Origin of the sequence: Bacteroides fragilis (assembly GCF_019583405.1) — a bacterium.
Classification (GTDB): Bacteria; Bacteroidota; Bacteroidia; order Bacteroidales; family Bacteroidaceae; genus Bacteroides; species Bacteroides fragilis_B.
On record NZ_SZUU01000007.1, the window covers coordinates 71,753 to 86,002 of the forward strand.

Below are 14,250 nucleotides of genomic sequence, written 5' to 3' on the forward strand. Positions count from 1 at the left end.
AAAACAAATTACGCCCCATGGAAAACGAACAGAAACAAAAAGAACAGGAAATAGACTTAATCGAACTATTCTATAAAATCATAGTACACTGGAGGTGGTTCCTGATAGCAATCGCTGTCGCACTGACAGGCGCATATATCTATGTACACATCACCACACCGGTATACCAGGCTTCAGCCTCGGTAGTGATCAAAGATTCTGAAGGAAGCGACAAAGCAATCAACGATCTGTTTAATCAAGTATCTCCGTCCAATATGGCGGCAACAAATACTCAGATAGAAGACGAGCTGGAAATATTGCGTTCAAGATCCATATTATTGCAAGTCATCAACGAACTGAATATGCACACGTCCTATAGAATAAAGGAAGGACTCGGATATACGGAGACCACCACCCCTCCCATCAGCGTGACGTTGGAGAAAGCCGCAATGGATACTTTACAGGAGGCACTGCTGATACAAATAGAGAAAATGGGCGATCATTATGAAGCGCGGAGTGCCCTGCATGACATTTGCCTGACAGAATCTTTCACCACCTTTCCCGCAACCATAAAGACTCTGGCAGGATTATGTACCTTGGAGTTACTTCCCAATAGAACTTTCGACCGGACCGTCAAGGTAAATATCTGCCGGCCGACAGACGCAGTAAACCATTACTTGCAAAAGCTGACCGTTGCCACAACCTCGAAAAAGACATCCATCATCAGCCTCACTTTCAAAGATACAGATAAGAAGCGGGCAGAAGCATTTCTTATCAAACTGATAGAAGTCTACAACCGCGATGCCATGAACGACAAAAATAAGGTAACAGGAAATACATTGATCTTTCTGGAGGAAAGGCTGGACAGCATCAGCCGTGAATTGGGATTTGTAGAAAAACATCTGGAACAGTATAAAGAAAAGGAAAGACTGATCGATCTTAAAACGAACATGGATCTCGACTTGAACACCAACAACGAATACGAAAAGAAGCTGCTGGAAGTGGAAACCCAATTGAACATGACCACCTACATCTACGATTATCTGAAAGATGAACAGTATCACTTCTCTCTATTGCCGGTAAATACCGGGATTTCGGACATGGAACTGATGCGTCTGATTAACGAATACAATAAGGAACTACTGGAACGTGAACGCCTGTTGAATACCATGAAGCCGGACAATCCTACCATCGTAAACCAAAATATAAACATCACAGCTTTGCGAAAAAACATCTTGTCATCTGTCACAGGAGTCAAAGAGGGACTCGAGATTGCCCGCAAAGATATCATACGCAAGACGAACTATTTCAATTCACGTATTGGCAACATGCCCAAACAGGAGAGAGAGTTCAATAACATAGACCGCCAACAGCAGATCAAGGCTAACCTGTATCTGATGTTATTGGAACGGCGCGAACAAGCCACCATCTCTTTGGCGGCAACCATAAATAAAGCAAGGGTGATCGACGCACCGTTAACCGCCGATGCTCCTATTGCCCCCAAGAGTCCGATGATTTATGCAGGAAGTTTGTTTATAGCTTGCATCATGACCATAGCACTGATTCTGTTCAAAGACATGTTCCGTACCAAGATTTCATCAATATCCGAGGTAGAAACCATACAACTTCCCATAGTAGGGACGATTCCCCTCGATAAAGAACAAATCGGTGTGACCGAAGGCAAGAACGGGCTTATGGAAGAGTCTTTCCGCCGACTGCGAAGCAACCTGCGTTTCTTGACGGAAAAAGGAGACGAGAAGTGCATACTCATTACCTCGTCCACCAGCGGAGAGGGCAAGAGCTTCATCAGTATCAACTTAGCCCTTTCCTTTGCTTTTCTCGGATGCCGGGTACTCATTGTCGGTTTAGACATCAGACGCCCCCGGTTAGCAGAGCATTTTCATATTCAGAACCGGCAAGGAATAACGAATTTCCTTGCCGGAAACGAGGTAAAACCGGAAAGTATCATTTATCCATCGGGGGTGCACGAACTGTTATCCGTGGTTCCATCGGGTCCTGTCCCTCCTAATCCGGCAGAACTGTTGGAAAGGGAAAGACTGAAAGATGCCTTTACTTACTTCCGGAAGCACTTCGACTATATCATTGTCGACTCAGCACCTACCGGCTTAGCCAGTGATACGCTGAGCTTAAGCAAAGTGACGGATTTCACACTATACGTTTGTCGCATAAATTATACCTACAAGAATGTATTGCCTGAGATTGTGAATACGGAACGTACAGGACGGTTAAACCACATTTCACTGATTGTAAACGGTGGTAATCTGTCAGAGAAGAAATACGGATACGGTTACGGATATGGACATACCCATTAAACGTATCATCAATAATACCCACTTTTCATTTCATCTTTTCAAAAGAGAATGCTGTTACGACGGCAGACGTAAACTCTGCACAAACGGCATTCTCTTAAAACCACCCTCTCTTTTTCTTTTTCAGGACATCATCTCCTGAAGCATAAATGTCCCGGTACGTTTTGTGTTCTTTTATCATCCGGTATACAATACCCCAATCGAGCAGTCCTCCCACATTACGGTCGTCAATAAAGAGATCGGCTTTCAGTTTCCTAGAAAATCCGTCATCCTGAAGTTTTTGTTCGGGGTACTCCTTGTTAACGGCATAAAACTCCACCCCTCTTTCTTTGCACCATGCCACGGCCTCGTCCAGTAGTTTGCCTTCGCGCACACTCCATAAAATAAGTCTGTGGTGCTCTTGTTGCAACAGCTTCAAGGTTTCCACCGCAAAAGGAATCTCATTACCAATGCCGGGATAGCGGTCCGTCACTATCGTTCCGTCAAAATCAACTGCAATCGTCATAGTGTCATGCTTTTATAATTATCCAAACAAAGATAATATTTATCAATCGAATTTACTCAAAACCTACAGAATAAAATAACAGCACACAGTATCCAAACAGATCCGCCGGCAATAAAAAAAGCAACTATCTATTTGTCAAAACGATATTCCTAAGAACTCAGAATCCATTATTTCGGGCAAAGGATAAAGAATGGTTCAAAAAGCGCTGTCATTTCGTTTAAGACACAATCAGATTGATACTAAAACACATATTTCTCAAACAAGAAGAAAGTAAAGAAATACTTTCTGCCTGATTCAGATGGATATAGTTACCAAATGCCATCTTTTCAACAGTTTCAGCCCGATCAAAATCCATAACCAACCAGCGCTACAAGAAGTACAATCTCTCCCCGGCAGAGGCTCTTTTTTCAGGAAACGAAGCCTCTGCCGACAGGAAGTTGACACTCTACTTACAAGAAGTTAACATTGTGCCGCCACAAAGTTAACATCCTACCGCTATGAAGTTAGCATCTTACCGCAACGAAGTTAATAACCTGAAGCCCTAAAACCGAATAAACTAACGACGGAAATGCGGAATATGCAGTTATTTGGAAATATTTATTCAAGTTCCATTTCCGGAATGCAATCTTATCGCACAAAGCTTGTCAGCAAAACCGGCCAATAGGCGACATTGAGTCAGTATTATATTCATTTCGCTGACAATCGGACATAAGCTTTATCCAAAAGAATAACGGCTTTCCGGCATTCAAAAGTCAAAAGCTATATTCTGTTTGGCAGAAAAAGACGAAATGCGTAACTTTGAGACCTATTTATCAAGAGATCAATGGCAAAAGAGAAAACCGTTTATGTATGCAGTAACTGCGGACAGGAATCACCCAAATGGGTGGGCAAGTGTCCTTCGTGTGGCGAGTGGAATACTTATGTAGAAGAAATCGTACGCAAGGAGGTTCCGAATAAACGTCCGGTATCGGGCATCGAATCGCCTAAAGCCAAACCTGTCACCCTGAACGAGATCGAAGCGGACGAGGAACCCCGCATCGACATGCACGACGAGGAGTTGAACCGGGTACTGGGCGGCGGACTGGTGCCGGGATCACTGGTGCTGATCGGTGGCGAACCGGGTATCGGAAAATCGACTCTGGTACTTCAAACCGTGCTCCACATGCCCGAACGCAAGATACTCTACATCTCCGGAGAAGAGAGTGCAAGGCAACTGAAGCTCCGTGCGGACCGACTGACACAAACGTCGAGCGACTGCCTGATTGTATGCGAAACGTCGTTGGAGCAGATCTATGTGCACATTAAGAATACACGTCCGGACCTGGTAATCATCGACTCCATACAGACCATATCCACCGAAAGCATCGAGTCTTCGCCGGGAAGTATCGCGCAAGTGCGGGAGTGCTCGGCCTCCATTCTCCGGTTTGCCAAAGAGACGCATACTCCGGTATTACTGATCGGGCATATCAACAAAGAAGGCAGCATTGCCGGTCCGAAGGTACTGGAACACATCGTAGACACCGTGCTCCAGTTCGAGGGGGACCAGCATTATATGTACCGTATCCTGCGCAGCATCAAGAACCGCTTTGGCAGTACGGCCGAACTGGGTATTTACGAGATGCGGCAAGACGGTCTTCGCCAAGTCAGCAACCCATCGGAGCTGTTGCTGTCGCAAGACCACGAAGGCATGAGCGGGGTAGCCATCGCATCTGCCATTGAAGGAGTCAGGCCGTTCCTGATAGAAACACAGGCACTTGTCAGTTCTGCCGTTTACGGCAATCCGCAACGTTCGGCAACCGGATTCGATATCCGCCGCATGAACATGCTGCTGGCTGTGCTCGAGAAACGTGTCGGCTTCAAGTTAGCACAGAAAGATGTCTTTCTAAATATTGCCGGGGGGCTGAAGGTGAACGACCCTGCCATCGACCTGGCTGTTATCAGTGCCATCCTTTCATCCAATATGGATGCCGCCATCGAACCGGAAGTCTGTATGGCAGGTGAAATCGGGTTATCCGGTGAAATCCGTCCGGTGAACCGGATCGAACAACGTATCGGTGAAGCCGAGAAGCTTGGATTCAAACGGTTTATCCTGCCTAAGTATAATATGCAGGGAATCGACATGAAGAAGCTGAAGATAGAACTGGTGCCGGTGAGAAAGGTGGAAGAGGCGTTCCGGGGACTCTTCGGATGAGTTCACCACAGAGGACACGGATTAACACAGATTATCAAGATGGAGAATATAAACGAACTATCATATAAAATCATAGGATGTGCCTATGAAGTTCACAGGACTTTAGGAGTGGGACTTTTAGAAAGTACCTATGAAACATGTCTATGTTACGAGTTCGATAAAGCAGGTATAAAATATGAAAGACAGAAAGAGCTACCTGTTTATTACAAAGAAATGAAATTAGACAACGGGTATCGCATGGATATACTGGTAGAGAGGCAGATTATTCTTGAGCTTAAGTCCGTAGAAGCCTTACTCCCCATTCATACGGCTCAAATAATGACCTATTTAAAATTGTCCAAACACCATTTAGGACTATTAATCAACTTCAATATAACAAACCTTCAAAACGGAATTAAACGGTATGTTATTTAAAATAACAATCTGTGTTAATCCGTGTAATCTGTGGTGAACCTATGATACAAGAATACCAACTACGAATCCTCCCTGAAATTGCCGCCAACGAGCAGCGACTCAAGACATACCTTTCTCAGGAGAAAGGGCTGAACCTGCGTGATGTAACCTCTCTCCGCATACTGAAACGGAGCATAGACGCCCGGCAACGCACCATCTTCGTCAACCTGAAAGTGCGGGTATACCTCAATGAAATGCCGACGGATGATGAATACGAACGCACTATATATAATAAGGTGGAAGACAAGCCACAGGTAATTGTTGTGGGCACCGGCCCCGGCGGATTGTTTGCCGCACTGCGACTGATAGAACTGGGGCTGCGTCCCGTCGTTGTAGAGCGTGGCAAAGATGTACGCGAACGCAAGAAGGACCTGGCACAAATCAGCCGGGAGCACCGGGTAGATCCGGAGTCGAACTATAGTTTCGGTGAAGGGGGAGCAGGCGCTTACTCGGACGGGAAACTATATACCCGGAGCAAAAAGCGGGGAAACGTGGACAAGATACTGAACGTATTTTGCCAGCATGGGGCTTCCACCGCCATCCTGGTGGACGCCCATCCGCACATCGGTACGGATAAACTGCCACGGGTGATAGAGAACATGCGCCGGACGATTATCGAATGTGGCGGTGAGGTGCACTTCGAAACCCGGATGGACGCACTGATCATCGAGAGGGGGGAGGTGAAAGGCATTGAAACCCAGACGGGCAAGACATTCCTCGGACCTGTCATTCTGGCGACAGGGCACTCGGCACGGGATGTATACCGATGGCTGGCGGCCAACAAGGTGCCCATCGAGGCGAAAGGCATTGCCGTCGGGGTACGCCTGGAACATCCGGCAGGACTGATAGACCAGATCCAATACCACAACCGGAGCGGAAGAGGGAAATACCTGCCGGCAGCCGAATACAGTTTCGTCACACAGGTGGAAGGCCGGGGAGTATACAGTTTCTGCATGTGTCCGGGAGGATTTATCGTACCTGCCGCCAGCGGGCCGGAGCAGGTGGTGGTCAATGGAATGTCGCCCTCCAACCGTGGCTCCCGGTGGAGCAACTCGGGAATGGTGGTGGAGATACAGCCGGAAGACATCATGAACGACGAACGGTTAACGATGAACGATGAAGCAGAAGGGAGCCATCCCGAGCTGGCGGTGCTGCGCTTTCAGGAAGAGCTGGAGCGCCAGTGCTGGCTGCAAGGAGGCAGGCGGCAGACGGCTCCCGCCCAGCGCATGGCAGACTTCACACGCAGGAAGCTGAGTTACGACTTGCCGGAATCGTCGTACAGCCCGGGGCTTATCTCTTCTCCGCTGCATTTCTGGATGCCGGAGTTCATCACCGGCCGGCTGTCACAGGGCTTCCAGCAGTTCGGACGCAGCAGCCACGGATTCCTCACCAACGAGGCGGTGATGATAGGCGTAGAGACACGGACTTCATCGCCGGTACGCATCGTGCGGGACAAGGATACATTGCAGCACATCACCCTGCGCGGACTCTTCCCGTGCGGTGAGGGGGCCGGTTATGCGGGGGGCATCGTCTCGGCAGGAATCGATGGAGAACGATGCGCAGAAGCAGTAGCACAATTTATGAATCAATAGGACTTATGATGAATCACCAACCCGAAATAGCCATCGTAGAGGCGAACACCCTCACCAGCCTGGGACTGAAAACAATACTGGAGAGGATGATCCCCATGGCAGTCATCCGCACGTTTCCCGGTTTCGGCGAACTGATGGACGACACACCGGACATGTACGCTCATTACTTCATCTCCGCACAGATCTATGTGGAGCATAATGCTTTCTTCCTCCCCCGGAAACGGAAAACCATCGTACTGGCGGGAGACAGTCACCAATTCCAGCTTTCGGGCGTCCCGATACTCAACATCTACCAGACGGAAGAGGGGTTGGTGAAGGACATCCTGAAACTCCACCAGCACGCGCACCACGACGGTTATCCGGTGAAGGACATGCCTCCTGCCACGCCTGCCGCCACCGGACACGAGCTCTCGGCACGCGAGATCGAGGTACTGGTGCTGATCACCAAAGGGCTGATCAACAAAGAAATCGCCGACAAGCTGAATATCAGCCTAACTACGGTGATCACACACCGGAAGAACATCACCGAGAAGTTGGGCATCAAGTCGGTCTCCGGACTGACCATCTATGCGGTGATGAACGGATATGTGGAGGCGGACAGGATATAAGCCTGCTTTTCACCACAGAGGACACAGAGGATATTTTGAGTTATCGATTGCGCTGTGGGCGCTGTCCGCCTTGTCCGCTCTGTGTACCCTATATACACTACCCTATATTCACTATATACCTTACTCCGTGTCCCCTGTGGTGAATCTGTGGGAAAGCACAAATCCTAATAAATGAGGATTGCCGTTTAACATTTTTTGCCGCATCTTTGCAAACGAATCAATGAAAAGATACAGTAAATGAAGAAAAACAGCATTCTTATTGCCCTTGCCCTCCTTTCCGCCAGCGGAACAGGAGCCGAGGAGCTGCCGAAAGACACACTGAAGGTGATAGACGTAGAAGAGATCGTAATCATCGCCGCTCCGAAAGAAAACCGCAAACTACGGGAGCTGCCGACCGCAGTCACCATGCTCTCGCAGCAGGATATGCAAGCCAACCAGGTAAATTCCATCAAAAGCCTGACCGCCCTTGTGCCGAACATCTTCATACCGGACTATGGTTCAAGACTGACTTCCGCCATCTATATCCGCGGAATCGGTTCACGCATCAACACGCCTTCCGTCGGGTTGTACGTGGACAACGTGCCTTATATAGACAAATCGGCGTTCGACTTCAACTACGCCGACATCGAACGCATCGACGTGCTGCGCGGTCCTCAAGGGACCCTCTACGGACGCAACACCATGGGCGGACTGATCAAGGTGCACACCAAATCGCCTTTCAGCTATCAGGGTACCGACCTCCGTCTGAGTGCCGGAAGCTACAACAATTACAACGCTTCCGTAACCCACTACCATCGTGTATCGGATCAATTCGCTTTTTCAACCGGGGGATTCTACGAATACGGCGGGGGATTTTTCAAGAATACCTACCTTAACAAAAGAATAGACAAGAGTCAGGCAGCAGGCGGACGGTTCCGCGGCATTTACCTGCCCGGCGAGAACCTGAAGCTGGACCTGAACATCAGCTACGAGTACAGCCACGAAGGGGGATATCCGTACTTCTACACAGGAAGAGTGGACCCGGCGGAAAGAGAGGACGATCCTCGAAAAGAACGAATCGGCAAGATCTCGTACAACGACGAGAGCACCTACCGCCGCGGACTGCTGAATGCGGGAGTCAACATAGAGTACCAGGCGCAGAAGTTCATCCTGAGCGCCGTAACCGGATTCCAGAACCTGAACGACCGCATGTTTCTCGACCAGGACTTCACGGAGAAGAACATATTCAACCTGATCCAGAAGCAGAAACTGAACACCATCTCGGAGGAGGTGATGCTGAAATCGAAACCGGGAAGCAACTGGCAATGGACTACGGGTGCCTTCGGTTTCTATCAGTGGCTGAACACGGACGGACCGGTGATATTTAAAGAAGACGGGGTAAAAGAGGTGATAGAGGGCAACGCCAACAAGGCTTTCGCCAACTTAGGCCCCAAAGCCCCCCGGATGGCGCTGACGGTGAACAACCCGACACTCCGCGTCAGCGGCAACTTTGACACTCCGATATTGAGCGGAGCAATCTACCACCAGTCTACATTCAACAACCTCCTCACCGAAGGGCTGTCCTTTACCGCCGGCCTGCGCCTGGACTATGAAAAGATATCAATGACGTACAACTCCGCCAGTGACCCGATGGACTTTGACTTCAGCATCAGCATGCCGCCCATGCTAAACCTGAAGGACCAGCACATGAAAGCCCCGGCATCCTTCAAAGGCAAGCTGAAAAACGATTACCTGCAATTGCTCCCAAAATTCGCCCTGCAATATGAATGGCAGAAAGGGAACAACGTTTACGCGACGGTTTCACGCGGATACCGTTCGGGAGGATACAACGTGCAGATGTTCTCCGACCTGGTGCAGGGCGAACTGAAGAATTCGATGAAAACCGCCATGATGGAAAGCGAAGTGTTTAAGAAATACGCCGGGATGATCGGCCAAATGATGCCGGAAGAGCAGATCGACGTAAAGGCATCAACCACGTATAAGCCCGAATACTCGTGGAATTACGAAGTGGGCTCGCACCTCACCCTGTGGGAAGGCCGTCTCTGGGCCGACCTCGCCGCCTATTATATGGATACGCGCGACCAACAGATAGCGCAGTTTGCCGAAAGCGGACTGGGACGCATCACCATCAATGCCGGCAAGAGCCGAAGTTATGGTGCCGAAGTCGCCCTGCGCAGCAGCCTGACAGACGCGCTCAGCCTGAACGCCAGCTACGGATATACGTATGCCACGTTCACCGATTACGTCGTCCGCCAAAAAAAGGAGGACGGCAGCCTGCAAGAAAAAGAGAACTATAACGGCAACTACGTCCCTTTCGTCCCGAAACATACGCTCAACGCGGGCGCGCAATACATCTTCCGCATCTCTCCCCGCCACTGGCTGGACCGGGTACAGGTGAACTTGAACTACAACGGTGCCGGACGGATCTACTGGACGGAGCAGAATAACGTCAGCCAGTCGTTCTACGGAACTCTGAACGGGCGTGTCAGCCTGGCAAAGGGGAACGGACAAATCGACTTCTGGGTTCGCAATGCGCTGGATAAGAAGTATGCCGCGTTCTATTTCGAATCAATGGGCAACGGATTCATGCAGAAAGGTCGTCCGGTGCACTTCGGAGTAGACATAAGATGCCGATTCTGAAACAATAAAACCAGACATAAGATCGACTAATTTTTAGTTTAAAAAGTAAGGGGCGTTAGTTTAAAACCAACGCCCCTTACCTTTTACACCAACCGCCTTTTGGTTTTAAACCAACGAAGAGTATCCTCTCAACATCTATACCGCATTCTCGGTTTATTCGTTAATAGCCCCGCAATGAGGACATTGCCCCTTCCTTCGGAGTTTCTGCCCGCAGTTCCCGCAACAGTATTTATAGCCGGAGTTCCTACGCACTTTCTTTACAAAAAGCCAAATAAAACCGGCCAGGAAGAGATAGCCGATATAAATGTGAGTGGTCAGGATGAAGAAGAAATAACAGAAAATGCAGCAAGACATCAGCCCCAGCAAGTAGAAGACGGCGGCCGCCGGAGTAAGCTGGCGGAACAGATCGTCGAGCACGGCCAAGGTGACAATGATAAACAGCCAAATGCCGGTCAGGAATACCGAAAGAATGAAAGGCACCTTGAATGGCGACAAGGTGGGATTGAAGTAAAAATGCTCCCAAGTATCGGGTACAAACACTTGCATCGTCTCGTAGACGGTAGCGCTGAACGCCATCAGCAGACAGAGGAAAAGAGGATAGACGCTGTCGATATCATTGAAGTAGACCATCTGCAACCGCTTTTTCATAAAAGCACGGAGCAGCCAGACCCCGACAAACAAGGCGAATATAAAAACAAAATATGAAGCGTGGGTATCACTGAACAGATGGATGAACTGTGAAATACTGTCAGTCGGCACGAACGAGCGCACCAACTCTTTATTACGTACCCATCCCTGCACTTCCTGAGAACGGGCCACTTTTACCCAGATACTGTCTATACTGTCCTGAGGATGGACAGAAAACTCCGCTACGACCACACGGTCACCCTTGTACAGATTGACATAAGCATCCTTCAACGGAAGATATTCCAACCGGACCGAATCGTCCAGTACCTCCAGGTTCGTGTTCCACGTATAATGATACTTGGAAAGGTAAGTCAGAGAGTCTTTGGTCTTCCGACTTACTCCCTCCACCGGAAGATCAGGCAGGGAATAACGGCAGGAAGCCAGCAGAACCATAACCACCGAACAACACAAAACTACGCAGAACCGGACCTTCTCTCTCATAAGGCACTCACTTTCATCTGGCAGTTCCGGCAGTCAAATTCCAGGCGGAAGCGTTTGCCGTCCGTCGATACCAGATAATAGGGTTCACGATACGGAGAGCGTTCCCGTTGATGAACCGGACACCAGCCCATGCTGTAGCGCAGGCAATGTTTGCAGAACATCAGCACCGCCTTCTCCACAGGCGTCTGTTCAAAAGCAGGAGCAATGCTTGCCACGCCATGCCCGGCATAAAAAGAGGCAGCCCGCGCATTCATCACATTTCCCAGATAGGTCAACGTCGTCTGCGGAAAAGCATGAGTCGTAGGCCTAAGCACCGCCAGCTCTCTCCGGTAGTTGATACGGCGGGCGGCAATCAGTTTCTCAATCGCCTGCCGGCGGAAATCGGCCAATACCGAAGCAGGCAGAAACCAGTTCTCCGTGAAGTCGATGTCGACGCGTAGCGCTTCAAAAGGAGTGTTGCCAAACTTCGCCAGCTGCGTCTTCAGGTTCTCTTCCTGTGGTGTACGTGCCGGCTCTTTCTCACGTGCCAGAGACAAAGTTACACTGTTATCATCCTCATCCGTCAGCATCAGGGCGAATCCGAAGGCAGTGTCCGCCAGCCGGACAGACACACCAATCTTACGCTCGGACGACCGGCGGGCGAGCGTCTTCTCAAACTCCTGGTCGAAGTTACGGTACAACACCGTTCGGGGCTTGATGCGGGGCATCTCCTGCGGATAGAGCTTATTGCCCTCCACACGGTTGATGCGGAAACCTTGCAGTTTGCCTTGCTCGTCAATGTAGCAAACACCGTCACCGTTATTGAACGACTTCAATCCCGCCACGGTCAGATAATTCCCCCTGGCCTCTTTCATCGTCCCCATCTCCTCTCCTAACGACTTAGGGGTATCGAACGAAAAAACATCCCTGGTGCGCCCGTGCAGGAAATAATGCGTAAAACCCCGGCTGAAACTCTTGTCCAACTGAGGCTTGAAAGCATAACGGCAGCTGCCGGAAGAAGCACGCACATACTCCTTGCGGCGGGCAAGGATGGCATCCAGCTTCTGGCGGTAGGCGGCCGTCACGTTCTTTACATACGAAACGTCCTTCAACCGGCCTTCTATCTTGAAAGAAGAGGCACCGGCATCGAGCAGAGCCTCCAGCTCCTCACTTTGGTTGAGATCCTTGAGTGAAAGAAGATGTTTGTCCTTCGCAATCACCCGGTCGTTCGAATCGACCAGGCTGAACGGCAAACGACAGAACTGGGCACACTCACCCCGGTTGGCACTACGCCCGAAACAAGCCTGGCTGACGTAGCACTGCCCGCTATAACTTACACAGAGCGCTCCGTGCACAAAGATTTCCAGAGGCACGTCGGGGCAGGCTTCATGTATCTTGCCGATCTCCCGTAACGAAAGTTCACGCGCCAACACCACTTGCCGGAAGCCGGCATCGGCCAGAAATCTCACTTTCTCTACCGTACGGTTATCCATCTGCGTGCTGGCGTGCAACGGAATGGGTGGCAACTTCAGACCAGTGATTCCCATATCCTGCACGATCAACGCATCTACACCGACACGATACAGAGTCCAGATCATCTCCTCGGTCTCCTTCAGTTCTTCATCTTTCAGGATCGTATTGACTGTGACATAAATCCGCACGTTATACAAATGGGCATACTCCACCAAAGCGGCTATATCTTCCAATGAATTGACCGCTGCGGCACGGGCACCGAACTTCGGCGCACCGATATATACGGCATCCGCCCCATGATCGATGGCAGCCATGCCGCATTCCAGGTTTTTGGCCGGAGCCAGCAATTCTATCTTACGTTGTTTTATCATCTGATATCTTCAATATTATAAGGAGTCTCCTGATAGACGAAATAGTTCAGCCAGTTGGAGAACAACAGGTTGGCATGTCCGCGCCAACGCACCAGCGGCCCCTTGTCCGGATCATCATCTACATAATAATTGCGAGGAACCTCGATAGGCAGACCTTTCGACACATCCCGGCGGTATTCCGTATCCAGTGTCAACGGCGAATATTCCGAGTGCCCCGTCACAAAGAACTCACGCCCACCGCGAGCCACCACCATATACACTCCCGAGTCGTCCGACTCCGAAAGCAATGTCAGTTCAGGCACCTTTAGTATATCTTCTTTCCGCACTTCCGTATGCCGGCTATGGGGAACATAAAATTCATCATCGAACCCGCGGAAGATGGGATGCAACGGAAGCAACGTGCGATGTTTGAAAATGCCGAACATCTTCTTATCCAGTGCATACTTGGGCACACCGTAATGATGGTACAGACCGGCCTGTGCGGCCCAGCATATATAGAGCGTAGAGGTGACATGGGTACGTGCCCAGTCGAATATCTCCGTTATTTCGTTCCAATAATTCACCTCCTCGAAATCCATCTGCTCTACCGGCGCACCGGTAATGATCATACCGTCATACTTATCGCCTCTCATCTTGTCGAAGTCGGTATAAAATGTTTTCATGTGCTCTATCGGAGTGTTCTTTGAAGTGTGGCTCTTTATCTTCATAAAAGATATCTCCACCTGAAGCGGAGTGTTCGAGAGCAGACGCACCAAGTCTGTTTCTGTCGTAATCTTCAACGGCATCAGGTTGAGAATGACAATGCGTAGCGGGCGGATGTCCTGTCGTGTTGCGCGGGAGTTGTCTATCACAAAGATATTCTCCTCTTTCAATAGTTCTATCGCAGGAAGCTTATCAGGTAAATTTAAAGGCATAATTGCATACGTATTTAATAATCAATGCAAAAATAGTGTTTTCCTTATTTAGAAGATATACAAATTAAAACATTTTAATCAAAAACG

The 14,250-nt window shown here is 49.5% G+C and carries 10 protein-coding genes; 6 read left to right on the forward strand and 4 right to left on the reverse strand.

From position 1 onward, the window contains the following. Positions 1–17: 17 nt before the first annotated feature. Positions 18–2,312: a GumC family protein gene (locus FDF36_RS15145; protein ID WP_220391899.1), complete on the forward strand. Its 2,295-nt coding sequence runs from the start codon at positions 18–20 to the stop codon at positions 2,310–2,312. Positions 2,313–2,406: 94 nt separating this feature from the next. Here FDF36_RS15145 and FDF36_RS15150 read toward each other — a convergent pair whose 3' ends face one another. Next, positions 2,407–2,814 (reverse strand): BT0820 family HAD-type phosphatase, encoded by a 408-nt coding sequence (locus tag FDF36_RS15150; RefSeq protein WP_005778632.1) that lies wholly within the window; start codon positions 2,812–2,814, stop codon positions 2,407–2,409. 823 nt (positions 2,815–3,637) lie between these two features. Here FDF36_RS15150 and radA point away from each other — a divergent pair. From radA to FDF36_RS15175, 5 genes are all read left to right on the forward strand, one after another. Next, entirely contained in the window at positions 3,638–5,005 is a 1,368-nt protein-coding gene (gene radA / locus FDF36_RS15155) for a DNA repair protein RadA (protein WP_220391900.1), read from the forward strand. Between the two features lie 39 nt (positions 5,006–5,044). Next, positions 5,045–5,419 (forward strand): GxxExxY protein, encoded by a 375-nt coding sequence (locus FDF36_RS15160; RefSeq protein WP_220391901.1) that lies wholly within the window; start codon positions 5,045–5,047, stop codon positions 5,417–5,419. A 41-nt stretch (positions 5,420–5,460) separates the two neighbouring features. Beyond that, positions 5,461–7,050, forward strand: coding sequence for an NAD(P)/FAD-dependent oxidoreductase (locus FDF36_RS15165; protein ID WP_220391902.1), 1,590 nt, complete (start codon positions 5,461–5,463; stop codon positions 7,048–7,050). An 8-nt stretch (positions 7,051–7,058) separates the two neighbouring features. Continuing rightward, positions 7,059–7,658 (forward strand): response regulator transcription factor, encoded by a 600-nt coding sequence (locus FDF36_RS15170; protein ID WP_220392012.1) that lies wholly within the window; start codon positions 7,059–7,061, stop codon positions 7,656–7,658. Between the two features lie 237 nt (positions 7,659–7,895). Further along, a complete protein-coding gene (locus tag FDF36_RS15175; protein WP_220391903.1) occupies positions 7,896–10,298 on the forward strand; it encodes a TonB-dependent receptor in 2,403 nt (800 codons plus the stop codon). A gap of 153 nt (positions 10,299–10,451) precedes the next feature. Here the strand turns inward: FDF36_RS15175 and FDF36_RS15180 are convergent, their stop codons facing one another. From FDF36_RS15180 to metA, 3 genes are read right to left on the reverse strand one after another with little or no spacing between them, the layout of a single operon-like run. Continuing rightward, positions 10,452–11,426, reverse strand: coding sequence for a hypothetical protein (locus FDF36_RS15180; RefSeq protein WP_005823078.1), 975 nt, complete (start codon positions 11,424–11,426; stop codon positions 10,452–10,454). After that, on the reverse strand, positions 11,423–13,249 hold the full coding sequence (locus FDF36_RS15185; protein ID WP_220391904.1) for a peptidase U32 family protein: 1,827 nt from the start codon (positions 13,247–13,249) through the stop codon (positions 11,423–11,425). The genes FDF36_RS15180 and FDF36_RS15185 overlap by 4 nt, the downstream gene beginning before the upstream one ends. Then, positions 13,246–14,163: a homoserine O-acetyltransferase MetA gene (gene metA / locus FDF36_RS15190; protein WP_220391905.1), complete on the reverse strand. Its 918-nt coding sequence runs from the start codon at positions 14,161–14,163 to the stop codon at positions 13,246–13,248. Before metA ends, FDF36_RS15185 begins: the two co-directional genes overlap by 4 nt. Between the last annotated feature and the right edge of the window lie 87 nt (positions 14,164–14,250).